Raw genomic sequence first — 22,169 nt, 5'->3', positions numbered from 1 at the left:
GCAAGATGCGGGCCAGCTGGCCCGGATCTTGCTGGGCGCCCAGACGTGATCGTCGACTGCCACTGCCACGCCGGGATCGGCGACGGCCTGACCGGCCCGTGGGACACGGAGGCGCATCTCGGCCGCTACCTCGCGCGAGCGGCACGGGCGGGCATCGAGCGCACCGTCGTCTTCCCGGCCTTTCACTCCGACTATGCGCTCGCCAACCGAGCGGTCGCGCGCATCGTTGCCCGCTCGCGTGGCCGGCTCTATGGGTTCGCGTTCGTGCACCCGGTTCGCGACGCCGGGCGCGTGCACCCGATGGTGCGCGAGGCGGTCGAGGAACACGACTTCCGCGGCATCAAAGTGCACCGCCACGACGGCCGGATCACGCGCGAGATCTGCGAGGCGGCGCGGCGGTTCCGGCTCCCCGTTCTCTACGACGTGATGGGCGAGGTCGAGACGGCGGAGTTGCTCGCGGGCGAGTATCCCGACGTCGCGTTCATCATCCCGCACCTCGGCAGCTTCGCCGACGAGTGGCGGGCGCAGGTGGCCATGATCGGGCTGCTGATCCGCCACCGCAACGTGCACACCGACACCTCCGCGGTCCGGCGGTTCGACCTGCTCGCCGAAGCCGTGCGGCGGCGCCCGCGGCAGGTGCTGTTCGGCAGCGACGGCCCGTGGCTGCACCCCGGCCTCGAACTCGCCAAGATCGAGCTGCTGGGACTCCGGCCGGCGGACGAGCGCCGCGTGCTGAGCACGAACGTACTGCGCCTGATCGAGCCTGTTCAGCGCACCCGCACGGTGAGCCGGAAGGTCTTCGCCGGCTTCGACTTCCCGGGCCCGAAGTACTCGAGCCGGAGCGTCGTCCGCCCGGACGCCTTACCCGTGTAGCGGAAGATCGTCGTGCCGCTGCCGCCGACGCACGGCGGCTCACAGCCGGCGTTCTCGTGCCCCTGCGGTCCCCGCGTCAGCACCTTCGGATCGGGCTTGACCTTGGTCTCCCAGCGGTACCCGCAGCTCCCGCACTCGTCCAGGCTGATCCGGAGCTTCTGGTGCGCCGCGATCGTGACCGTCTTCCCGCTGTCGGAGATCGTCAGCGTCTTGGTCGCGGGCGGCGCGTGGGCCAGGCTGAAGGCGACGAGCAGGAGCGTGAGCACGGCGCGAGCTTACCCCGCGAGAAAACCCAACGGTCCGGGCGACCGGGTTAAGGTCACGTCGTGGGCGCTCCCGATCCAGACCCCGACGCCAAGCAGCTCCAGAGCTGGGCCGGGTACGGCCTCCCGCGCCTCATCGGCTGGTGCGCCGTCGGCTCCGTGCTCATCGCCATCGTGTGGTTCCTGTTCGGCGACTTCGTCTTCAACTCGTCCGAGTCCGCCTCCAATGCCGTCGCGTTCGGGGTGACGTTCTTCGCGACCATCACCGCCGCCACGTTGTGGACGCGCCACCAGGCCCGTCACGGCCGCCGCACCCGCTGGATGGGCAACTGGGGCAAGTAGGTCGCTTCGTCAGCGCCCGGCGGTGAGCTCCGTTGTGGGCTCGAGCAGCGCCGCGAGCTCGTGCCGCTTCTGGGCGCCGAGCTTGCGATACGCGTTGCGGAGATGCAGCTCCACGGTCTTGGGCGTGACGAACAGCGCCTCGGCGATCGCGCGGTTGGTCTGTCCGGCGGCGGCGCGTTCGGCGACCCGCCGCTCGGACGGCGTGAGCGCGGCGAGGCCCTGGAGCGCCGTCGTGCGCGGGCGCCCGCCCGCGGCGTAGAGCTCGCTGCGCACACGAGACGCCAGCGAGCTCGCACCGCGCGCGTGGGCGAGCTCGAGCGCCTGGCGCAGCGGGTCACGCGCCTCCGTCGGCCGGCGGGCGGCGCGCAACGCGCCGCCGAGCGCGGCCAGTGCCTTGGCGTGTTCGAGCCGCGCCGGAGAGCGTTGCGCGAGCGCGACGGCCTCCTGCAGATGCCCGATCCCTTCGGCATGCTCGAGCGTGCCGAGGACCCGCAGCGCCCGAGCCACGATCGACGGCGCGCCCCAGCGGCGGGCCGCCTCGACCTCCTCGGCGGCCAGCGCCAGCGCCTCCTCACGGCGGCCGAGCTGCTGGAGCGCGACGGCCTGGTGCGCGCGCGCCGGCGTGTCGACCGCTGAGAGGTGGGCGAAGCGGCGCGCGGCTTCGCGGGCATGGGCCAGCGCCTCTTCGTAGCGCTCTTCGGCGAGCAGCTGCTCGGTGAGGCTGTCGAGCCAGTAGCGCGTCCCGTGGGACGCGTCGCCGCGGTCGCTCACCGCCTCGAGCTCGCCCCGCGCGCCGGCGAGGTCGCCGCGCTCGCGAAGCACGCCGGCCAGCCACGCGGCGGTCTCGGTGCGGCCCTCGCCTCCGAGGTTGCCGAGCGTGAGCTCCTCGACCGCGTCGCGCAGCGAGGCCTCCGCCTCGGCCAGTTCGCCATGGCGGTAGAGCGTGTAGCCCCGGAAGACGCTCGTGGCCGCCTTGGCGCTGAGCGAGCCGCGCGCGTGCGCGCCCGCCAGCAACGCGGCCCAGGCGTCGAGCGCCTCGTCGCGGTCGGCGAGCACCAGGACCAAGGTCGCCGCGACCGACAGGACGAGGTTCTCGGCGCGGATCAGCTCCCAGCCCTCCAGCGACGCCAGCGCCAGCGCCGCGCACTCGGCGGCCGAGCCACCGCCGTACGCCCACTGGTGCGCGGCGATCGCCGCGAGCAGCTTCGGCCCGGCTCCCGGCGCCAGCGGCAAGCGCCGGTGGCGCTCGAACCGCTCCGCCGGCACCGGCTCGCTGGCCCCCAGCAACGGCGCCGTCAGCTGCAACGCCTCAAGCGCCGCGAGCAGCAGCCCGGCGTCGGGTGGCAGCTCCTTCATCGTGCGGCGGGCGAGCGCCACCCCCTCATCCGCCCGCCGGCTCATCGCCAGCGCCCGCGCGAGCTGCAGCGCCGCGGCGCCGCGGGCGAGCGGGTCCTCCATCAACTCCAGCGCGGCGGTCAGGTGCTCGACCGAGTCGCTGAGGTTGTGCCCCTTCTCGACGTTCGCGAGCGCGAGCAGCACCTGCGCGCGGCGCTCGGCCGGCGGTGGCTCGGCCAGCGCGCGGGTGAGATAGGACGTGGCGCTCGTGGCGGAGCCCGCGCGCTGCGCGGCCCGCGCCGCCTCCGCAAGGGTGTCGACGACCCACGCCTCGCCGCGCTCCGGCGCGTGCATGAGCTGCGTGGCGACCGGCCCGGGAGAGCTCGCGCGATCCCGCAGCAACCGCGCCGCGCGCTCGTGCGCGACCGAGCGCTGGTGGACGGGGACGTCCTCGTAGACGGCCGCCCGGATGACCGGGTGCACGAACGCCATCGCCACGTCGTCGGCGAACACCTCGGCGCCCACCAGCTCGCCGGCCGCGGCCACCGCCGCGACGTCGTCCAGGCCCGCCAGCTCGGCCACCAGCGGCAGCGCGGCATCGTCGCCGAGCACCGCGGTCGCGCGCGCGACCGCCGCGGCACCGGCACTCAAGCGGCCGATCCGCACCAGCACCGCACGCGACGCCGCGCGCGGGGCGAGCGCGTCGACGTCCGCGAGATGCGCCGCGTCGGGCGTGACGCCCTCGGCGCGCAAGGTCTTCGCCAACTCGACCAAAAGCAACGGGTTCCCGCCCGTCGCGCGGTGACAGGCGCGGGTGAACGCCTCGTCGGCACCATCCTCGAGCAGCGCCGCGCACGCGCGCTCGGTCAGCGGCTTGGGCTGCAGGGCGACGGTGAGCGGGTCGCGGGCGATCTCCCCGATCAGGTGCGCGTGCGGGTGGCGCTCGAACGGGCGCACGCCCAACACGAGCGTGCCGCGGAGGCCGTCGAGCCGGCGGACGAGGTAACACAGCCAGCGCAGGGACGGCTCGTCGCACCACTGCAGGTCGTCGACGACGAGCAGCAGCGGGGCGTCCTCGGCGAGCGCGATCGTCAGCCGGTACAGCGCATGCAGGATCGCGAACGACGCGTCCTCGAACCCGACGCCGGTCGCCGGTCCGTCGAAGACCTCGCGGGCCGCCGCTGCCGCGCCCGCGAACCACGGCTCCGAGACGGCGCCTTCGAACAGCTGACGGACGACGCCGAACGCGAGCCCGCGCTCGAGCTCCCCGGCGCGGGCGCTGAGCACCGTCACGCCGGCCGCGCGGGCCTCGCGACGCGCTTCGGCGAGCAGCCGGCTCTTGCCGATGGCCGCTGGTCCCTCGATCACCAGCAGTCCCGGGTGACCTTGTGACGCCGCACCGGCCAGCGCCCGCAGGACCGACAGCTCGTCGTGGCGCTCGAGCAGCACAGGCCCATCCTAAGCGGGCGGGAGCCGGGGCCGTTCTCGGCCCCGGCTCCCCCCTGCCGTTACGGCGTCGTCGTCGACAGCGTGAACGTCAGCGTCTTGCCGTAGGTGCCGGTACGCAGCGCGTCCCCGGCGTCCACGTGCTGGCGGAACTCCAGTGCGACCGCGTCATTGCTGAGCGGGGCCGCGTAGGAGAGCAGCGACAGCGGCGTCGCGCCCAGCGCGCCGAACGGCGTGTCGGCGCCGGCCCGCGTCGCCCGCACCTGCAGCGCCTGGGCGAGCGCGAAGGTGCCGTTGACGAGATGGCCCGCCGCCCCCCCGCTCGTGTCGGCGACCGACAGTGCCGCGTCACCCGCGGTCGAGGTCACCGTGGCGGTCGTCGCGGCGCTGTAGTCCTTCGCGATCCCCGGCGTGAACGGGCCGAAGCTCGCCGGCCCGCCGATCGTCAGCGAGAGCGTCGCCGGGACCGACCCGCCGACGTCGCCGGGCGTGTTCGCCACCCCCGGGAACAGGTGGGTGAGCATCCACTGGCCGCCGAGGTCGTAGACGTCGACGAGGTCGCGGAAGCGCATGTACATCTCGTGCTGCTCGTTGGGCATCACGTGCGTCTGGAACTCCAGCGACGGCTTCTGCGCCTTGATCGCACGCACGACCGCGACGTTGTCGCTGAAGTCCACGTTGCGGTCGTCGTCGCCCTGCTCGAGCAGCGTCGGCGCCGTCCATGACGCGAGGTTGGCGACCGCCGCGTTGCCGTTGTTGCCCGCCATCTCCCACGCGACGTGGAAGATGTTCGAGTTGCGGGACACGCCGAGCGTCGTCAGATAGCCACCGTAGGAGAGACCGTAGATGCCGACCTTGGCCGGGTCGACCCCCGCCTGGGCGAGCAGGAACGCGGCGCCGCCCTGGATGTCCTGGTACTCGGACGCGCTGGTGTTGCCGCGGCCCGGGAACGTGCGCCACGCGTTGCCGTACATGATCCCGCCGCGGTAGTCGACCGACAGCACGACGCAGCCGTGGCTGGCGAAGTACTGGTTCATCTCGTACAGCACGGTGTAGGTGTCGTAGTAGTGGTAGCCCAGCAGCATCTGCCGCGACGGGCCGCCGTGCGGGAAGATCAGCGCGCAACCCGTCGGGTGGGTGGGCGTGAAGAGCTGCCCGTGCACGGTCATGTGGTCGACCGACGACGGGAACGTGACCGCGGTCGGCTCGACGAGCTTGTCGACCGGATAGGTCGCCGGAAGGTCCGGGCCGCCCTTGGAGAGCGAGCCGGCGGCGTCGCGGATGTAGATCGTCGGCGGGACGTTGTAGCTGCCCTCGACATAGGCGAGCTCACCGTCGGCGAGCGGCATCGGCGCCCACTGGCTCGGGTGCCCGCCCGCGAGCTCCACCGGCGCGCCGCCGTGGAAGCCGACCGAGAACAGGTGCCGGCGCGCGATGTCGCCGATGTTGGTGGCGATGACGATCGACTTGTGGTCGCGCGCGACCTGGGCCGTCTCGACCTCGCCGTCGCCGGGCGTGAGCAGCGTCGCGGTGCCGCCGGCCGCGGGCACCGAGTACATGTGGCGCCAGCCGTCGACCTCCCACGTGAACGCGAGCATCCCGTCGTCGGACCAGAAGATCTGGTCGCCCGGCGTGCTCTCGAACGTCGGGTTCTCGTCGAGCGCGTAGTAGCTCGCGCCGGCGCCCGTGGTTCCCTGCCACACCTTGCGCGGCGTCAGCGTCGCCGCGTCGGCGGCCCAGATCGCCCACGGCTGCCCGGAGATCGTGCGCCGGAACGCGATCTGCGTGCCGTCGGGCGACCACACGGGCGCGGCGTCCGTCGCCCCGGTGTGGACGACCGCCGCCGTCGTGTGCGTGGTCATGTCGAAGATCTCGACGCCGCTCGAGCGCGTGTACATCAGCTTCGAGCCGTCGGGGGAGAAGCGCAGGTTCGACGGCGTGCCGCTGGCCACCGTGAACAGGGGCGCCGGGGTGCCGGCGTCCGTGAGGTGGCCCTCCGCGTCCCACGTCAGCGAGACGCTCATCACGCTGCGGCCGTTGAGCCAGACGAGCATGCTGTCGTCCGGCTTGAACAGCGGCGTGAGCCCGTCGCCGAGCAGCCGCGGCACGCTCGAGCGCGAGGCGACGACGTAGACCAGGCGATGCGGCGTGTCGACGTCCGAGCCCGGGTTGAGGATCTCGCCGTCGCCGTTGGGTGAGCTGTCGCGCACGTACGCGACGGCGCCGCCGGCGCGCGAGAGCGCGAGCTGCGAGAGCTCCCGGCCGTCGTCGTCCGGGTAGTTGACGATGCGCCGCGACGGCGTGCCGGAGCGCATGAAGTAGATCGCGCGGCTGCGCGCCTCGCGCGTGATGTAGGCGACGGAGCGGCCGTCGCCGGAGGCCTCGGGCCCGTAGGAGATCGGCGCCTGCAGGATGTCCGCGACCGTGAACGTGTCGTTGGTACGCACCGGCGGTTCGGTCCACGGGCCGAAGGACGGCACGTCCGCCGTGACGGGCTGGTCCGCCGACCCCGGGAAGCTGCGCGTGAACGACATCTGCTTGCCGTCCGGCGACCACACCGGCCCGCTGTCGATCCCGAACGACGGGTCGACGTAGCCGATCTTGTTCGTCGGCAGGTCGTAGACCGCGATGAACGCGTGGTCGCCGCGCGGGTTCTCGAACCCGACCTGCTTGCTGTCAGGCGAGTACACGATCTTGCCGACGGTGCCGCGGATCGACAGCAGCCGCTCCGGGTCGCGCCACGTCCCTGACGTACTGGCGCGCGTCTGGTCCCACACACTCTTGGTGTCGGCACCCGCCCACGCGGCCCGCTTGCCGTCAGGCGAGAGCACCGCCCCGGCCGGTGGTGGCGCGGCGGCATGTGCCGTCGCCGTGGCCGCGCCGAACGCGGCCCCCGATACCAGCGCTATCGCGCACAACGACCGCGCGCCGATCAGACCCTTGCGCAAGTTCGCTCCCTCTCTCTTGCCGGCTTCCCTAGAGCCGATTGCGCGGCGATGCTAAGCCCGAGTTGTCAGCGCGCTGATCGACGATGCCCGATCGGGGGATGCGTGTGCTGACATCCAGTGCGGAGGGGGCCTGGGAAGTCAGAGGGGGGTCTGATCAATGAGGCGACTGCGCCTTCTTGTCGTCGACGACCACGACGTGGTCCGGTCCGGCATGCAATGGCTGCTGCGGCGGGCGCCGTGGGTGGAGTCGTGCGCGTGCGCCGGCACGACGGCCGAGGCCGTCGCGCTCGCCCGCTCGCTCGACCACGACGTCGCGCTGGTGGACGTGCAGCTCGGCGAGGAGAGCGGGCTGCGGACGTGCCTGGAGCTCCGCGGCGTCGCGCCCGGGATGCGCGTCGCGCTGCTGAGCTCGCGCTGGGATCTCGTGCCGACCCGTCTGGCGCTGGACGTCGGCGCGCTCGGCGTCGTGTCCAAGGAGGCGCGGGGGCGTGACCTGCTCGCCGCTGTGCGTACGCTCGCCGACGGGCTCGAGGTCGACGTCGCCTGCCCGTACCCGGAGCCGGTCCGCTTGCTCCCGTGGGATCGCGAGATCCTGGAGCTCGTCGCCGCCGGGCTCACGAACGCCGAGATCGGCGTACAGGTGCACCTCGCGTCGGGAACGATCAAGCAGCACACGGGCGAGCTCTACGCCAAGCTCGGCGTCGCCAATCGCGCCGCCGCGGTGCACGCCGCGCGGCGGATGGGGATCATCTCGCCGGCCGGTGGCGCGGAACCCGTGCCGCTGGACGGCACGCCCCCGGCGAGCGCCGTCGACGTGCTCGTGGCCGACCGCGCCGACGCGACCCGCACGGGGTTGATGGTCGCCCTCCAGCGTGAGCCGTGGGTCGGGCAGTGCCGTGGCACGTGCGACGCCGACGACACGCTGGCCACCGCGCGGCGCACCCACCCCGGCGTCGCGCTCGTGGGCGCCTTCGGCGGTGACGACGGCGTCGAGGTCAGCCGCGCGCTGACCGCCGCGAACCCGGCGTTGCGGACGATGCTCGTGCGCGAGGACGAGCCGCCCGCGCCGGACGTCATCCGCCGCGCACGAGCGTCGAGCGTCGTGCTCAAGCGCTGGGACGCCACGCGGATCGCCGCGGCCGTCCGCGCCGTCTGCGCGGACGCGGTCGCGGCGCGCGCTTGGAGCGCGGAGGACCGCGTCTCGCCGCGCGAGCGCGAGGTCCTGCGCGTGCTCGTGACCGGCGCGACGAACGCCGAGATCGCCGGCCGCCTCGGTCTCTCCCCGCACACGGTCAAGCAGCACACGCGCAGCATCTACCGCAAGCTCGGCGTCCGGAATCGCGCCGCCGCCGCCGGCCGCGTCGAGGCCGGCGCCTATCCAATCCCTGTCCTGAGCCGCATCAACGTGCCCGCGTAGCGCGTCCAGCTCGCCGCGTCGCCCGCGCTCGCCGACACGCCCTCGGTTTTGAGGATCTCGCTGACCTTGTCCGAGGGTGTGTTGGCGAGCGTCTGCAGATCGGTGACGCCACCCCTGATCAGGGCCGCGCGGGCGCGTGTCGGGATCGATTCGAGCCGGTTCACGTCGGCGGTGCCGATCTCGGTCACGCCGGAGTCGATGCCGAGCGCGGCGGTGACCGCGACGTCGGCGCCGACGCTCGTGCGCACCTGCGAAGCCTCGCGCTCGGAGACGTCCTCGACGAGCGCGTCGAGGTTCTTGTACTTGCTGCCTGCAGGCAGGACGTTGACGACGTCCCGGACCGAGCGTCCGTCGGTCAGGATCTCGTCGCCGAACTCCTTGACGAGATCATCGCTGGAGACCTCTTCGGGGAACCGCTTGCGCACGTCCTCGGTCTCGACGATGTAGCGATCGAGGTTCGCGGCGCCCTGCACCTTCGGACCGACGAGCACGTCGATGCCGACCGTGTCGAGCGTAGGCAGCAGCAGCGTGCCGCTGTCGGTCTGCCAGACGCTGACCTTCTTGTCAAAGAACTGCGTCGTGCCGGTGTACTTGCCGAAGTCCAGCAAGCCCGCGTGGCTCGGGATCTTCTCTACGGTCGCGCCGCCGCCGCTCGTGTGGCCGGCCTCGTAGACGTCGGCGTTGAGGCGGTTGATCTCGGTGCGGATCTCGCCCAGCAGCGCGTGCAGGCTGGCGCGCATCTCGGCCATGCAGGTGAAGACCTGACCGAGGCCGCCGCCGAGCCGGTCGAGGTCGCGCTCGATCTGGTGGAAGCGCTCGTTGAACCCGATCTCGCCGGGGGTCTGCCCGGCTTGCACGACGTTCTCCCCGTCCACCCAGTCGGGGTGCTCGAACTCGCGTGCGAACGGGGCCGGCGTGCATGCGGGCTCCGTCTCAGGGAACGGCTCGGCGAAGTTGAAGACGCGCTTGGTGCGGCCGAGGTTCTCGAAGATCCACGAGCCGACGATGACGCTCGCCTCGGATTTGCTCACGCCCTGCTTGACGATCGTGCTGTAGAGCTGCGTGATGTCGATGCCGTCGAAGGCGATGCTCTCGGCCATCCGTCACTCCTCGATGTGGTCGTAGGTGCCGCGAGCGCGGCGCCGCTGGTAGGTCCTGAACGTGCGCGACAGCGCGGGGCGCAGCGGCTCGGGGACGCCGTCGCCGTCGAGATCGACGTGGTCACGGCGCAATGCGAACGTGTTGATCTCGACGCCGATCGGGCAGATGTGCCCGAGCAGGTTCATCAGGAACTCGTACTCGCCGAGTGAGAGCACGGCGTCGTCGCCCAGCTCGACGCGCACCTCATACGGATCGGTCAGCCCGGTGCGCACGTAGCCGAGCACGACGACGGCGACGACGCCGGGCTTGAGCGGGCGCAGGACGGTGCGGCTGCCGACCGCCTTGATCGTGCCGGCGGCACCACCGAGCGGGACGACGTACCAGCGGAAGCCGGTCGCGCGGCGCTCGTTGAGATTGATACCGGCCTGCGGGAGGCCGATCACGCTCACGACCAGGAGCAGGCGATCGCCCGGGAGCGGTAGCGGCAGAACGGCCGCCAAGTGGTTGGCTCGCAGCAGGCCCACGAGCTCGTGCAGCGCCTGTGCGGCTTCGGGATCGCCCTCGGTCAGCTTCGCCGCGAGCGTCGCGTCGAGCGCCAGCGTCTGCACCAGCTCATCAGGCAGCAGCTCGAGTGCCTTCACCACCGCGCCGACATCGCCCACGACCGGCAACCCGGCCGCGCCGAGTACGTTGGTCAGCGGCGCGCCGGGCGCGGGCGTGATCGCACCGGGCCACATCTCGCGCGCCTGGCCGTCGGTCAGCACGTGCCACTCGTCGTGGCCTGCCGCCGCCCACTCCTGCGCGGCGTCCGATAGCGCCTGCGCCAGCAACGCGTTGGTGCCAGGGTCGCCGGGCGCGTGGAAGCGCGCTTCGAACGGCGTGTCCGTGCGCAGCTCGGCCTGGTCGGCGCCGGTGATCTCGAGCCCTTGCGTGGGCAGATGGGAGAGCATCAGCGCGTCGCTGCTCGTGCGGTGCACGGTCTGTAGCCCGCACAGCTGCCATGCCCAGCGCACGTCGGGGTCCGCCTCGGGCGGGCCCGACCCGGCGATCAGCGCCTCGATCGGCACGTCCTCCGTCGGCTGGCGCGCGTCGTTGAACCATCCCTCGAAGATCTGCGCGGCCTCCTCCTCGGTGGGAGGCGTGACGTCGACCGCCAGCCCGAGCTCGTAGCGGCTGCCGCCGCCCGGGTCCTGCGCGCGGGTGACGTCCCACACCTTCGTGATCCCGAGTGCCCGGAACAGCCGGCCCGCGCGGTCCAGCGCCGCGGCGAGCGCGGGAGCGACGCCAGCGTCGGCGGCGAACGCGAAGGACGTGCGTACGCTGTTGCGCAGGCCGAGGATCGCCTCGCGGCGCTCGGCGGGCAGCGCCCGCGCGGCATGGAGCGCGTCGGCGGCCGGGTCGTCGGCCGGGAACAGCAGGCGGTCGCGCCGGATGACCTCGAGCAGGTTCGCGCGCTCCGGCCCGTCGCCCGCGTTGAGCAGATGCACGGCGACCGCGAACGGGTTGTCGGCCTCGAGGAAGCGGGTGTCGGGCGCGAGCGCCTCGACGGCTCCCCGCGTCGGCATCAGGAAGCCGCGGTAGAGCCCGATCCGTCGCGCGTAATCAGCGTCCGCCTCGACGCTGCCCTGGCGCGCCAGGACCTGGTCGGACTCGGCGTCGTAGATCAGCTCGTCGGTGAAGCGCGCGACGCCGGCGTCGGCGCCGATGCGGTCGAGCGCATCACGGCGCGCATGCTCCAGCCGCCGCATCGCCGCGACCTCGCGCAGCGTGCGCCGGACCCGCTGCTTCTCGGCTCCGGCCGCGTACATCAGCCGCCCCAGGTTGCCCTCCAGCACGTGCAACTCGAGCAGCGCGTCGAGTGCGAGGTCCACGACCGGCGCATCGTCGAGCGTGACCGCGAGCCGCAGCGTGAACCCGGGCACGACGCTCTCGCCGTCGGCCAGCGCCGGCGAGTAGAGCGGGACCGACCCGCCGCGCTCCGACCACGGCGCGAGCGTCGCGTTGCCGAGTTCGGTCCCGGTGTCCAGGAACGTCGTCGCGATCCGCACCGTCTCCTCGCCGAGGTCGCGTCGCAGCGCGGCCAACACCACCGGATGGCGCGGCGACCAATCGACGACGTAGTCGCCCCCCTCTCCGCGCGAGAGCTCGACCCGCCGCAGCGCGCCTGTATAAGGACCGGCGAGCTGCGCGGCGAGGTGCGCCTCGAAGGCGGAGCCTGGACCGGCGAGGTCGACAGACGCCATGGCTCTAGACGATCTCGAACGGTCGCGGGTCGTCCATGTCGACGAAGGCCGGGATCTCGCTGGACTGCAGCTCGACGTTCTCGCCGCAGCCGAGCCGCTGCAGGCTCGACCCGGTGGGTGTGACGGACAGATCGAGCGAGCTGACCTCAGCGGGGTGGCGGACGAGGTGGACGTCGCGCACGTCGGCGATCCCCGGCTCGTTCATGATCGCCCACACGACCTCGCTCGAGCGCACCGGCTCGCCGACCGCGAGCTGGTCGACGTACGCGCGCAGCCGCGCGTAGAGGCGCATCCGCAGCTCGCGCGCGGCGGGCGAGGCGTTGACGGCGTCGCGTGAGCCGGTCGGCAGCGGCAGCCCGCGCACGACGAGCTTGGCGTCGACGCTCACCCCGACCTCCTCGGCGCGCTCGACGGCAGCGTAGATGCCGATTGGGCGCAGGTCGTCGAGCGCGGTCTCGACCGCGGCCTTCAGTCCATCGGGCCCCTCCCAGATCGCGGCAGGCGTCGGCGCCACCAGCACGCTGAAGTAGTACGGGTTGCCGAGGTCGCGCTCGGCGTTGAACAGCCGCTCGATGAAGTTGAAGTTGCCGTAGATCGACTGCGTGATGTCGAGCCCACCCCGGCCGTCGAAGACCTGCACCTGGCGCACGCCGGCCACCAGGGCGACCGCCTGCTCGACCGCCGCTACCGTCCAGAGCGAGCGCGGCGCGCGCAGGAGCAGCGCGCGATAGCGCGCGTCGGGCCACTGCAGCTCGCCGCCGGTGAGCGGCTCGGTGTGGACGATGTCGACGAGCTCCTCGCCCGCCTCCTGCTCGGCGGCCTCCAACTCCATCAGCGCGGCGTCGGCGCGATTGAAGCGGTCGATCTTCTGGTTGGGCGCCGCCGGGGAGAGGTTGTGCGAGGGGCCGGGATGGAACGCGACCACGGCGGGCGTGCGCTCGGGCGCGGCGGCGGTCAGCACCACGGTCTCGTCGAGCGCCACGTGGTGCCCGCCGGCGGTGGAGAGCCGGGCGCCGCGCGTGAGCGTCAGGCGGTCACGCCCCGCGGGCAGCTTGGCCTTGAGCTTGAGCGTTACGTGCCCGCGCGCCGGCTCGTGCGGGCGGGCGATGCCGAGATCCTCGCCGAGCCGGCTGAGCGCGGCGCCACGCGCCGAGACGACGTAGCCGTCGTCGTAGACGGAGCCCACCGCGGCCCACAGGCGCGCGTCCTCGAGCGCGGCCAACTCGAGCACCTTGCGCAGCACCGAGCCGCTCGCGAGGTCCACGTCGTCGCCGAACAGCAGCCGCGCGGTCGCCAGCTTCTCGGTCAGCAGCCGCGCGAACGACTTCGGCACGAAGCCGGTGCCGGTGATGCCGAAGCCCTCGGACGCGGTCGAGCGGATCGCCTCCGCGTCGATCGCCAGGACGTCCTGCACGTCAGACATTCGGCACCTCGCCAATCCGGACGTCGAGACGGTCGTCGGCGATCGTCTCGATCTGCACCTGCACCTCGAGCTTGCGTCCCGCGCGCAGCTCGGCCGCCTCCGGCGTGTCGGCGCCGGTGGCGGTCAGGCGGCCATCGTCGAGCTTGACGTCGAGGATCCGCCGCACGCGCGGCTCGCGCTGCAGCAGCTTGATGACCGCGACGCGGATGCGCTCGCGGGTGAGCACGGACGGCGTCGCCTCTACGAGCGCATTGAGCCCGTCGAAGCCGAGGTTCGTGTCGAACACGTCGACGCCGAGGGCGGTCGTGAAGGCGATCGACAGGTCCTGCGCGAGCGCATCGACGCCGCGGACGAGCTTGAGGTCGCGGCCGCCGGATCCCCGCTCGAGCACGAGGTCGCGCGCGAGGTCCAGGCCCGGGAAGATCGGCTCGAGCGCCGGCGTGAAGCCGAGCGCCCGCTCCTGCGCGAGGGTGCGGTCGTCCATCGTCAGGAGGCCTTGAGCTTGGTCTGGTTGACGGTCACGCTGAGCTTTTCCGGGACGTTGGCGGTCGAGCCGCTGCCGACGCCGGTGAGCGTGTCGAGCGCGACCGGCTTGCCGGACACCTTGAGCTTTGTCGCCTCGCCCGTGGCCGAGGCCACCGTCTTGCACTGGACGATCACCGGCGGCCCGCTCGCGTTCTCGAGCTTGCAGCCGGAGATCTCCATCTTGTCGATGCCGTCGATGCGCAGCGCGGCCTTGCCGGCGACCTTGAGCTTCGCCTGGCCGGTGGTCTTCACGCTGCCCTGCGAGGCACATTTGATGGCGCTGCCCTCCGTCAACACGCCGCCCATGTCAGTCCCCCACCTCCATCGCGTCTTTGACGTGGACGTCGACCTTCTTGGCCTTCATCGTGATCGTGCCCGCGTCGCCGGCGTCGAGCGTGATGCCCTTGCCCGAGATCAGGATCGTGCCGTCCTGGCGCATGACGATCTTCGCGTGCTGGCCCGTGTGCTCGATCGTCACGGTCCCCATCTCCGCGGGCTCGGGGCGCGTGCCCGCGTTCTTGAGGCCGGGCTTGCCGACGCGCACCGTGAGGTCGCCGACCTCGATCACGCGGCTGCCCTCGGCGTCGGTGAGGTCGTTGGTCACCTTGCCGGTGTGCTCGGCCGGCGTCGCCTGATCGGGGATCGAGGCGCGCCGGTCCGCGGGCACGTCGACCGGCAGCGAGAGCCACCAGTCGCCCGCCTTTGAGATCGGCCCGCGGCCTGACGTCCACAGCGCGCCGAGGTCGACCATGTCGTCGAGCTGGCCGTTGCGGTAGCCGAGCGCGACCCGCATCCCCGGATAGCGTGGCACGACGAGCCCGGTCTTGCCCCACGCGAAGGGTGAGAGGTACGGCACGCCTTCGAGCACCGACGGCTGCTTGCGCCGTGGCTCGAGGCGGCGCGCGCCGCGCGCGCGGCCGTCACCCGCGGCCAGCCCTTCGAAGACCTTCTCGGTCTGCGCCGGCGGTTCGACCTTGCCGGTCGCATCGGTCACCGCGGCCCGCACCTCGCCGACCTCGATCACGCGCGTCTCGCCTCGCGCCATGCGAGCGGCGAGGCGGACCGCCTCCGCCGCGCGCACACCCGGATCGCTGCTGGCCGCCGGAGCGGGCACGACGGGCTGCGAGGACCCGTCGACGCGCTTGTCCCAGGCGTCGTCGCCCGTCCCCGGGACCGAGATCGCGCTGACCAGCGTGACGAAGCCCGCGGTGCGCGAGAGCGTGTGACGCACGGATGTCACGTACGCCTTGACCAGCTTGGCCGGATCGGCGCCCAGCGCCGGCAGCAGCGGTGCGGCGAACGCACCCGCCAGCGCGGCACCGAAGCTCGGGGTGGTCGGGCCGTCCTCCGGGTAGGGCGGCTCGAAGGCGACGACGTGCCCGGGTTTGAGGTCCGGGCGGCCCTTGAGCGTGAGCGTGTAAGTGAGCGGGCGCGGCGACGGCTTGTCACCGAGCGTGGGCACCGCGAACGGGTCGCTCACGTCCTGTCCGGAGGCCGTCACGCTCAGCAGCCCGCTCGCGAGCATCAGCGTCTGCGCATCCCCGTCCGGGTACGGGATCGGCCGCTTGCCCACGTGCACCGTGCCGTCGCGGATCAGCAGCATGCCGCGCCCGTACTGTTCGAGGTTCAACTCGAGCGCCCGTGCCATCCGCTCGACGCCCTCGCGGTAGAGCAGGCCTTCGGCGAGCGCGACGGATTCGTCGCCCGGCTGCTCGCCGACGTCCTTGGTCATGCGACTGCCGATCGTTCCCCACGTGGCGAACTCGACACCGGTCTGCTTCTGGATCTGCTTGAGCGCGTCGGGGAAGTTCGTCGCCGTCATCGCCGGCCGGACACGCTGGGTCAAGCCCGCGAAGGCGGCCTCGACCGCGGTGATCTCCGTCTCGTACGCGCGCGCGCCGGCACGGCGCGCGACCGACAGGATCGACAGCACGGCGACCAGCGACTGGTCGAGCTGTTCCCCCTTCGGTGCGGCGTTGGCGCCGATCAGATTGGTCAGGTACGACAGCGGGTCGCTGTTTACGTCACGCCAGTACAGGTAGAGCTTGATCGCGAGCGGGCGCTGGTCCTTCTTCGGGGCGATCTTCGCGTGGTCTGCCTCCGTCAGGTTCTCGATCACGATCCGGTATGCGCCGCGCGAGAGACCCTCGGACAACGTCGCGTCGATCGACGCGTAGTAGTCCGTCGAGGAGAGCTCGAGCTCGGAGGATCCCTTGACGCCGTTGCCGTCCTGCTGGCGGAACGAGAGCAGCCAGCCCGCGTCGTTTCCGACCTTGACCTGGTCGAGCTGGCCCGCGGCGAACGGGTTCATGACTGCGCCTTTCTCAGGAACGCGCGCTGGCGCGCGAGGTGCGGCGCGCGCCACTCGAGCCCGAGATCGGACTCGATGCGTTCGATCAACGGCGTGCGCTTGAGGACGAACCGGCTCGGCGGCGGCGGCCCGAAGGCGCGCGCGGCGAGGTCGGCGCGGCGCCAGCCGAGCTCGACGAACGAGCCGAAGTCACCCGCGCCGAGGACCGTTCCCGCACGCAGCTGCCACGCGCCGACGCACACCTCGAGCACCCCCGCGCCACCATCGTCGCGACACATGCGGCGCAGGCCGGCGACGACCGGCAGCGAGCCGAGCACGTCCGTGCCGGCACGCACGACGAGCCGCAGCGGCGCCCGGGCGCCGAGGCCGGGGAGCGGCGTGCCGGGATCGAACGGAGCGAAGTCGGGATCGGAGGTGCCGACGAGCGCCGCGGGATCGGCGGCAACCCAGCTGCGCGCGAGGCCGGTCGGGAGCACGAGCACGGCGTGGTGCGCGGCGCCGAGCGCGATCCGCTGCGGCAGGCCTGCGATCAACGGCACACGGAGCGGCGTGAAGCCCTCCGGCAGCGCGCTCGCGGGATCGGGGACCAGCAGGGCGGCGAGCACGGTGATCATTTGCCCAGCCCGTCCGAGAGCGCGCCCACGCCGATGCTCGCGACGTCGAGCAGCTTGCCGAGCAGGCTCGGCCGTGGCACATGGATCATCGTGATCGACACGTCGAGTACCTCGCGGCGTGTCGCGGACGCCGTGAACGACAGCGACTGCACCTGCATGTCGGTGCGAATCGTCATCGACGTCACGAGGATCAGCCCGCCGACCGCGCCGCCGCTCATCGCCGCCAAGGCCGTGCCGCGCTTGCTGGCCTCCGCCATCGTCTCGAGCGCGAACTTCCAGGCGAAGCGCTCGACGCCCACGAGCACGCCGGCCAGCGTCACCGTGTCGTCATGGGTGGCCACGATCGCCCGGTGGGCGGTCGAGCCGATCGGCGGCAGGTGGTAGGTCTCACTGAGCGAGAGCTGCGTCACGGACCACAGCGGGATCGGGAGGATGCCGTCGGAGATGATCGCCGACGGCACGTGGGCGTACTGCATGAAGCTCTTGCGCGAGCCCTTCACGGCTGCTTCCTCTTGGTCGGCTGGATCTCGAGGCCGAGGTCCTTGAGCGCCTGCGTGAGCTCGACGACGTTGCCGGCCGCGCTCGTGACGCGCAGCTTGACCTTGCGGTCGAGGAGCGCCTTGCTGATCAGTGCCGGGTGCGTGCCGGGGTCGCCGGCGGCCTGGATGCGCTCGATCTCGGCGGCGGCGTCCTCCATCCGGCGCGGCGAGTCCTTCACCTGCGGGTCGGGGATGAACGCCGGATCGGCCTGCTGGAGCTCGGCCAGCTTCCCGCGCACCGCGGCGGCGTCGTCGCGTAGGTTGGTGACGAGGTTGTCGGTCAGGGAGCTCACCTTGTCCACGCTCGCGGCTCGGTGCGACTTGTCGTCGATCAGCCACAGCCACCCGTCGCCGGTGATCCCGACCAGGTCGGTGCCTCGAGTTCTGACGTTGGTGTCGGGGCCCTTGAGCAACGTGTCGACCGAACTGATCGAGAACGCCGCCGTGTACTCGCCCACGACGCCGCGGCCGTAGGTGACCATCTCGTGGCGCACGTAGGCACGGAATCCGCCCGGGTCGCTGCCGCCGCGCTTCCTGAAGGCGGCCCACAGCTCGCCGAGCGCCTGGGGGTTGTGCAGCGCGAGTTGCTGCACGATCCACACGTCGTTGCCGACGGTGACGGCGGCGCGCAACCGCGCGTCGGGAATGCGGGCGAGCGCCTCGGCCAGACGCGGCTCACTCACCTGCAGCGCCGTGGTGCGCTCCTTGCCCACCGCCTTGATGGCTTTCTCGAGTTCGGCCAGCTCGGCAGCGCTCAGCTTGTCATGCAGCTTGGCCTTGAGCTCCTCGACGCCGAGACGCTGGCCTCGCTCCTCGCTTGTGAGCGCACGGACGAGAGTGCCCGGCTCGAGCTCGGCCGCCCGGCGCAACGCCCCGCGCTGGTCCTGCGGGAGCGCTTTGACGGCGTCGCGTAGCGCGTTGACCGGCTCGGCGTGGGTGCCCGGCACGGGATCGACGTCGGCCAACACGGACCGGTAGTAGTCGAGCGAGTCGTCGACGAGCTTGAACGACTCGTCGGCCCCGGACAGCGCGCGTTGCGTGCGGCGCAGGTCGTGCAGCTCCTGACCGAGCTGGTCGAACGTGCGGCCGAGATCCTCGGGCCGCACGCCCGGTGGTAGCTCACCGCCCTCGAGCACGTGGTCGAGGATCGCGGCGATGTTGTCGCGTAGGACCTCGATCCGCTCGAGACGCGTGATCGCGTGCGTCATGTGCACGTCGCCGACGTCGTCGACGACGCGCCGGATCAGCCGCTCGAGCAGCCCGCGCGCGTGCGCCTCGCCGCCCTCGCTGTGGCGTGCGAGGTTGGAGACGAACGTGCGCAGCCGCGGGTTGCGCTCCGACGCTGCGCGGATCGCGGCGGCGTCCAGGCGCCGGCCGGCCCCGAAGCGCGTCGTGCCGCCCATCAGTGCTTCTCGTCGTGGTCGAGAATGGCGAGGAGCATCTGGGCGCCCTGCGGACCGCCGACGGACGCCCTCAGGGCGTACTCGCGCTCCTTGTAGGCGAGATACGGCTCGAGCGCGTGTGAGACGACCTGGTCCATGACCACGTTGGTCGCCAGCTCGCGCACGAACGTCTCGAGCAGGTCGCGCGACGCGGCCTCGATGATCTGGCGTGTGGCGGCGCGCACCACGTAACGGCGCGCCGACTTCAGGCCCGCGTAGAGGCCGGCGCGCAGCGCGACCTTCGTGCCCTGACGGACCGCACCGGCCGCCGTACCCACCTCCGGGAGGAGCGATAGCGCGAGCCCGAGATAGGCGGCGAACAGCTCCATCTCGACCTCGGCGCGCGTGAGCACCAGCTCGGGGTCGATCATCGAGGCGAACAGCCGCTCTTTCTCCTTTGCCGCGAACACGTCGCCCACGGCTACGGCGACTCCCACTGCGACGCCGAGCGGCGGGCAAAGCACCGACAGGCCGACGATCCCGATCATCAGGAACGCGCCCGACAGCGCCCTGCGTCCCTGCTCGGAGTCGAACAGATAGTCGATACCGCTCGCGTAGAAGCGGTCGCCGCGGAAGAACTCGCCGATCTGCTGGTGCGCCTGCTGATGGATGCCCTGCAGCGCGTACTGGCTGTACGGCACGGTCGCCGAAGGGATGTCCTCGGCGATCCGGCTCGCTCCGAAGGCGAAGCTCGGGTCCCGACGCGCCTTGCCCAGCATCTCGGTGTTGTTGTCGCGCATCTCGAGCAGGACCTTCCAGAGCTGGTTGCGGATCGCGGTCGGATCGGACCGGAATCGCGTCATCAGCTCCGGCACGTCGGTCATCTGCTTGACCAGCGGGTCGATGCCCTCGGCCGTACCGCGCTGCATCACGATCGCCTGCTCGAGCTCGTGCCGCGACCACAGCAGACCGGCTTTGTCGCGGATCTTCGCGACGCCGCCTTCGGTGACGATCTCGCCCGCGGTGCCGGCGCTGGTCGTCACCCCCTCGGCGGCGAGGAAGAGGCCGGAGACCCCGCGCGCCGCGCTCACCCAGGCCGTCGCGGGGTTGAGCACCGCGACCGCCGCCGTCGCATTCCCGCCCACCTTCCCCGTAATCGCCTGCACCCAGTCGGCGGCCTCGTGATTCTTCAGGCGATCGCGCAGCGCGTGAAGCTCGACGGAGTCCGCAAGCAGCGAGGCCATCAGGCGCTCGAAGATCGGCGCGTAGGTCGTGAAGTTCCGGATGCGCGCGTCGATGCCCTCCTTGGAGGCCAGGAGCAGTTGCAGCAGCATGGCCTGGCACGCGGGCAGGAACAGCCACATCACGCCCTTGTTCATCGCGGGCGTCATCGCCTCCCAGAACTTCAGCTGCCAGCCCGCGGTGTTGCCGGCGTAGTCGCCGGTGATCTTGCCGCGATGCTCGGGCGAGGCGTAGAGGACCATGATCCTCTCCATCAGGTCGCGGATGCGTGGCACGACACCCGCCAGGTGGCGTAGGAACTGGATCGCGGGCGAGGCGACGGGGCGGAAGTCGAGCGATCCGAGGTTGGCCTTGGTATTGCGCGCGGGGCGGGTGAAACCGGGCCGTTCCTGGACGCCGATGTAGCGGGAGATGTCGGCGCCGCGGCTGGCGATCATGGCGGCCGCGTGGGTGCAGAACGTGGCCGGGTAGTGACACGGCGTGCCCAACTGCAGCCGGTAGGCGATGTCGTCCATCAACCGCTTGAGCGACTCGCCGGCGGCACCGAGCTGCTCGAGGCTGGGCTCGCCTTCCAGCGGCTCGCACGTGAGCGTGCCGGCGAAGATGTCGTGCGCGACGAGCGGGAAGAGCGAGCCTTCCTCGTCCGTGCCACGGGCCTCGTCCTCCACGAACACGAACCCGCCGCGCCCGGCCCCTTCACCTTCGCCTTCGCTCCCGCCGGTCCCGTCACCCTCGCCTGTCCCGTCACCCTCGCCGCCTTCGCCGTCGCCGCCGGCCGCGCTCGTCGCACCCGCCCCGGCTTCGCCTCCGCCCGGCGCGCCACCCTCGCTCTTGCCCGTGGGCGGCTCGAGCTCGCCGAACTTCAACGGGCGCTCGTGCGTGACCGGCAAGAGCAGCGCGGTGCCGGTCCAATGCGCGTACCGCTCGTGCTCCGCGGTGAGCATGATGATGGCCGTGGCGCCGGACATCCGCACGATCAGAAGGCTCGTCGGATCTTGTCCCTTCGCCCCTTTCAGCAGGCCTTCCACCCGCCGCCCGACCTCGGCCGCGACGGCGCGCTGCACGAGCTCGGTGTACTCGGTCTCGCTCGTGGTCGCGCCGCGCTTGCGCCGCTGACGGAGCTGGGCGTCGATCTCCGGTCCCATCAGCTCGGCGATCGCGGCCTCCAGTCCGAGCTTGCCGGACACCACCCGGTGCTCGGCGGTGGCGCGACCCGGCGGCACGTCGATCTTCTTGCTGCGAAAGTCGTTCCCGACGAGCCCGTAGGACGAGAACTCGGCGAACGAGAGGAACGTGCTCGCCCCTTCGACGGTGATCAACCACTCCTTCTTCTTGCCGCCGACCCGCGCGATCAGCCCGCGAGGTGTGCCGGCCGGCACCGTGCCCCACCGGGGCGTCAGCGCGAAGAACACTGGGCCGCGGGACTCGGTGAGCTCCCCGGCTTCGACGTCAAGCCAGTCGGTGATCGTCGGGTTGATGACGAGCTCCCCGGCAGTAACGGTCGCGTGCTTTCCGCCGTCATAGCTCGGCAGGTCGTACGTCCCCAGCAGCGTGTCGTGGCGCTCCGGGTCGGCGAGCTCGGCGGGCGGCTCGCCGAGCGGGATCGGTGGGTGCGTGCCGTCGCCCCGCGAGAGCTCGCCGAGCAGGCCGTCCAGGGCGGTGCGCAGCTCGGCTTCGAGGGTGTCGCGGGCCTCGGGCGCGATCCCGGCGAGCTGGTCGCCGCTCCACCGGAACTCCGGCGCGCGCGGGGCGACGGTGACGTAGCCGCCGCGGCTGTCGAGCACCTCCGCGCGGGACGCCGCCAGCGCGCGGCCGACCGCGGCGGTGAACGCATCGACGACCTCGTCGGGCCGCTCGAGGACCGCGGCGCGGTCGACGCGCATGCGGACGGGCACCTCGACCGAGACGGGCATGGCTCAGGCGAGCCCTTCGAGGTTGCGGGCGAGGCGAGCGAGCGCGCGGTCGGCGATCGCATCCGCGTCGATCACCGCACCGGCGGCGCGCACCTCGATCTCCACCGGGAACGCGTACGTGATGACGGCACGGGTATCGTCGGTGACCTGCTCGCCCTCGGCCTCGCTGCCGCTCGCGGGCAGCATCAGCTCGCCCGCGTGCACGAGCGCGATGCCGGTCCGCGTGACGCGGGTGGGGCGTGGGTCGTCCAT

General features: G+C 72.0%; 17 protein-coding genes. 3 read left to right on the top strand and 14 right to left on the bottom strand.

Annotated features, from left to right (window positions below; translation table 11 throughout):
* The first annotated feature begins 45 nt into the window (after nt 1–45).
* A complete protein-coding gene (locus tag OM076_RS11350; protein WP_270039974.1) occupies nt 46–873 on the top strand; it encodes an amidohydrolase family protein in 828 nt (275 codons plus the stop codon).
* On the opposite strand, the gene OM076_RS11345 is transcribed toward OM076_RS11350, so the two are convergent.
* Entirely contained in the window at nt 768–1,139 is a 372-nt protein-coding gene (locus tag OM076_RS11345; protein ID WP_270039973.1) for a protease inhibitor I42 family protein, read from the bottom strand. The genes OM076_RS11350 and OM076_RS11345 overlap by 106 nt on opposite strands.
* Before the next feature lie 60 nt (nt 1,140–1,199).
* Here OM076_RS11345 and OM076_RS11340 point away from each other — a divergent pair, with 60 nt between their 5' ends.
* Nucleotides 1,200–1,478, top strand: a complete 279-nt coding sequence (locus OM076_RS11340; protein WP_270039972.1) for a hypothetical protein — start codon at nt 1,200–1,202, stop codon at nt 1,476–1,478.
* 9 nt (nt 1,479–1,487) lie between these two features.
* On the opposite strand, the gene OM076_RS11335 is transcribed toward OM076_RS11340, so the two are convergent.
* Both OM076_RS11335 and OM076_RS11330 read right to left on the bottom strand, forming a co-directional pair.
* Nucleotides 1,488–4,262, bottom strand: coding sequence for an ATP-binding protein (locus tag OM076_RS11335; protein WP_270039971.1), 2,775 nt, complete (start codon nt 4,260–4,262; stop codon nt 1,488–1,490).
* A 59-nt stretch (nt 4,263–4,321) separates the two neighbouring features.
* The gene (locus tag OM076_RS11330) at nt 4,322–7,207 is read right to left on the bottom strand and encodes a prolyl oligopeptidase family serine peptidase (RefSeq protein WP_270039970.1); all 2,886 of its coding nucleotides are present in this window, start codon (nt 7,205–7,207) and stop codon (nt 4,322–4,324) included.
* A 157-nt stretch (nt 7,208–7,364) separates the two neighbouring features.
* On the opposite strand from OM076_RS11330, the gene OM076_RS11325 reads away from it, so the two are divergent.
* Nucleotides 7,365–8,624, top strand: a complete 1,260-nt coding sequence (locus OM076_RS11325; RefSeq protein WP_270039969.1) for a response regulator transcription factor — start codon at nt 7,365–7,367, stop codon at nt 8,622–8,624.
* On the opposite strand, the gene OM076_RS11320 is transcribed toward OM076_RS11325, so the two are convergent.
* The 11 genes from OM076_RS11320 to OM076_RS11270 are packed head-to-tail and all read right to left on the bottom strand — an operon-like array spanning nt 8,582 to nt 22,169.
* A complete protein-coding gene (locus OM076_RS11320) occupies nt 8,582–9,724 on the bottom strand; it encodes a hypothetical protein (RefSeq protein ID WP_270039968.1) in 1,143 nt (380 codons plus the stop codon). The genes OM076_RS11325 and OM076_RS11320 overlap by 43 nt on opposite strands.
* A gap of 3 nt (nt 9,725–9,727) precedes the next feature.
* On the bottom strand, nt 9,728–11,968 hold the full coding sequence (locus tag OM076_RS11315) for a hypothetical protein (RefSeq protein WP_270039967.1): 2,241 nt from the start codon (nt 11,966–11,968) through the stop codon (nt 9,728–9,730).
* 4 nt (nt 11,969–11,972) lie between these two features.
* Complete coding sequence (locus OM076_RS11310; protein ID WP_270039965.1) at nt 11,973–13,391, bottom strand: hypothetical protein; 1,419 nt, start codon at nt 13,389–13,391, stop codon at nt 11,973–11,975.
* Complete coding sequence (locus tag OM076_RS11305; protein WP_270039964.1) at nt 13,384–13,875, bottom strand: hypothetical protein; 492 nt, start codon at nt 13,873–13,875, stop codon at nt 13,384–13,386. The genes OM076_RS11310 and OM076_RS11305 overlap by 8 nt, the downstream gene beginning before the upstream one ends.
* Before the next feature lie 2 nt (nt 13,876–13,877).
* Nucleotides 13,878–14,222, bottom strand: coding sequence for a hypothetical protein (locus tag OM076_RS11300; protein WP_270039963.1), 345 nt, complete (start codon nt 14,220–14,222; stop codon nt 13,878–13,880).
* 1 nt (nt 14,223) lies between these two features.
* Entirely contained in the window at nt 14,224–16,227 is a 2,004-nt protein-coding gene (locus tag OM076_RS11295) for a hypothetical protein (RefSeq protein WP_270039961.1), read from the bottom strand.
* Nucleotides 16,224–16,841, bottom strand: a complete 618-nt coding sequence (locus OM076_RS11290; RefSeq protein WP_270039960.1) for a hypothetical protein — start codon at nt 16,839–16,841, stop codon at nt 16,224–16,226. Before OM076_RS11290 ends, OM076_RS11295 begins: the two co-directional genes overlap by 4 nt.
* Nucleotides 16,838–17,341 carry a hypothetical protein gene (locus OM076_RS11285; RefSeq protein WP_270039958.1) on the bottom strand — a complete coding sequence of 168 codons (504 nt, stop codon included), beginning with the start codon at nt 17,339–17,341 and terminating at the stop codon, nt 16,838–16,840. The genes OM076_RS11290 and OM076_RS11285 overlap by 4 nt, the downstream gene beginning before the upstream one ends.
* Complete coding sequence (locus OM076_RS11280) at nt 17,338–18,783, bottom strand: hypothetical protein (RefSeq protein ID WP_270039957.1); 1,446 nt, start codon at nt 18,781–18,783, stop codon at nt 17,338–17,340. Before OM076_RS11280 ends, OM076_RS11285 begins: the two co-directional genes overlap by 4 nt.
* Entirely contained in the window at nt 18,783–21,917 is a 3,135-nt protein-coding gene (locus OM076_RS11275; RefSeq protein WP_270039956.1) for a hypothetical protein, read from the bottom strand. The genes OM076_RS11280 and OM076_RS11275 overlap by 1 nt, the downstream gene beginning before the upstream one ends.
* A gap of 3 nt (nt 21,918–21,920) precedes the next feature.
* A complete protein-coding gene (locus tag OM076_RS11270; RefSeq protein WP_270039954.1) occupies nt 21,921–22,169 on the bottom strand; it encodes a hypothetical protein in 249 nt (82 codons plus the stop codon).

This window comes from Solirubrobacter ginsenosidimutans (assembly GCF_027587205.1).
Note: the sequence above shows the minus strand (reverse complement) of the source record. Positions and strands in the feature narration are given on the sequence as shown.

What these genes read in the sequence shown, in the direction of transcription:
- OM076_RS11315 (WP_270039967.1), bottom strand. Translation starts at nt 11,968, where the DNA reads ATGGCGTCTGTCGACCTCGCCGGTCCAGGCTCCGCCTTCGAGGCGCAC.
- OM076_RS11295 (WP_270039961.1), bottom strand. Translation starts at nt 16,227, where the DNA reads ATGAACCCGTTCGCCGCGGGCCAGCTCGACCAGGTCAAGGTCGGAAAC.
- OM076_RS11290 (WP_270039960.1), bottom strand. Translation starts at nt 16,841, where the DNA reads ATGATCACCGTGCTCGCCGCCCTGCTGGTCCCCGATCCCGCGAGCGCG.
- OM076_RS11320 (WP_270039968.1), bottom strand. Translation starts at nt 9,724, where the DNA reads ATGGCCGAGAGCATCGCCTTCGACGGCATCGACATCACGCAGCTCTAC.
- OM076_RS11310 (WP_270039965.1), bottom strand. Translation starts at nt 13,391, where the DNA reads ATGTCTGACGTGCAGGACGTCCTGGCGATCGACGCGGAGGCGATCCGC.
- OM076_RS11325 (WP_270039969.1), top strand. Translation starts at nt 7,365, where the DNA reads ATGAGGCGACTGCGCCTTCTTGTCGTCGACGACCACGACGTGGTCCGG.
- OM076_RS11305 (WP_270039964.1), bottom strand. Translation starts at nt 13,875, where the DNA reads ATGGACGACCGCACCCTCGCGCAGGAGCGGGCGCTCGGCTTCACGCCG.
- OM076_RS11275 (WP_270039956.1), bottom strand. Translation starts at nt 21,917, where the DNA reads ATGCCCGTCTCGGTCGAGGTGCCCGTCCGCATGCGCGTCGACCGCGCC.
- OM076_RS11300 (WP_270039963.1), bottom strand. Translation starts at nt 14,222, where the DNA reads ATGGGCGGCGTGTTGACGGAGGGCAGCGCCATCAAATGTGCCTCGCAG.
- OM076_RS11280 (WP_270039957.1), bottom strand. Translation starts at nt 18,783, where the DNA reads ATGGGCGGCACGACGCGCTTCGGGGCCGGCCGGCGCCTGGACGCCGCC.
- OM076_RS11270 (WP_270039954.1), bottom strand. Translation starts at nt 22,169, where the DNA reads ATGGACGACCCACGCCCCACCCGCGTCACGCGGACCGGCATCGCGCTC.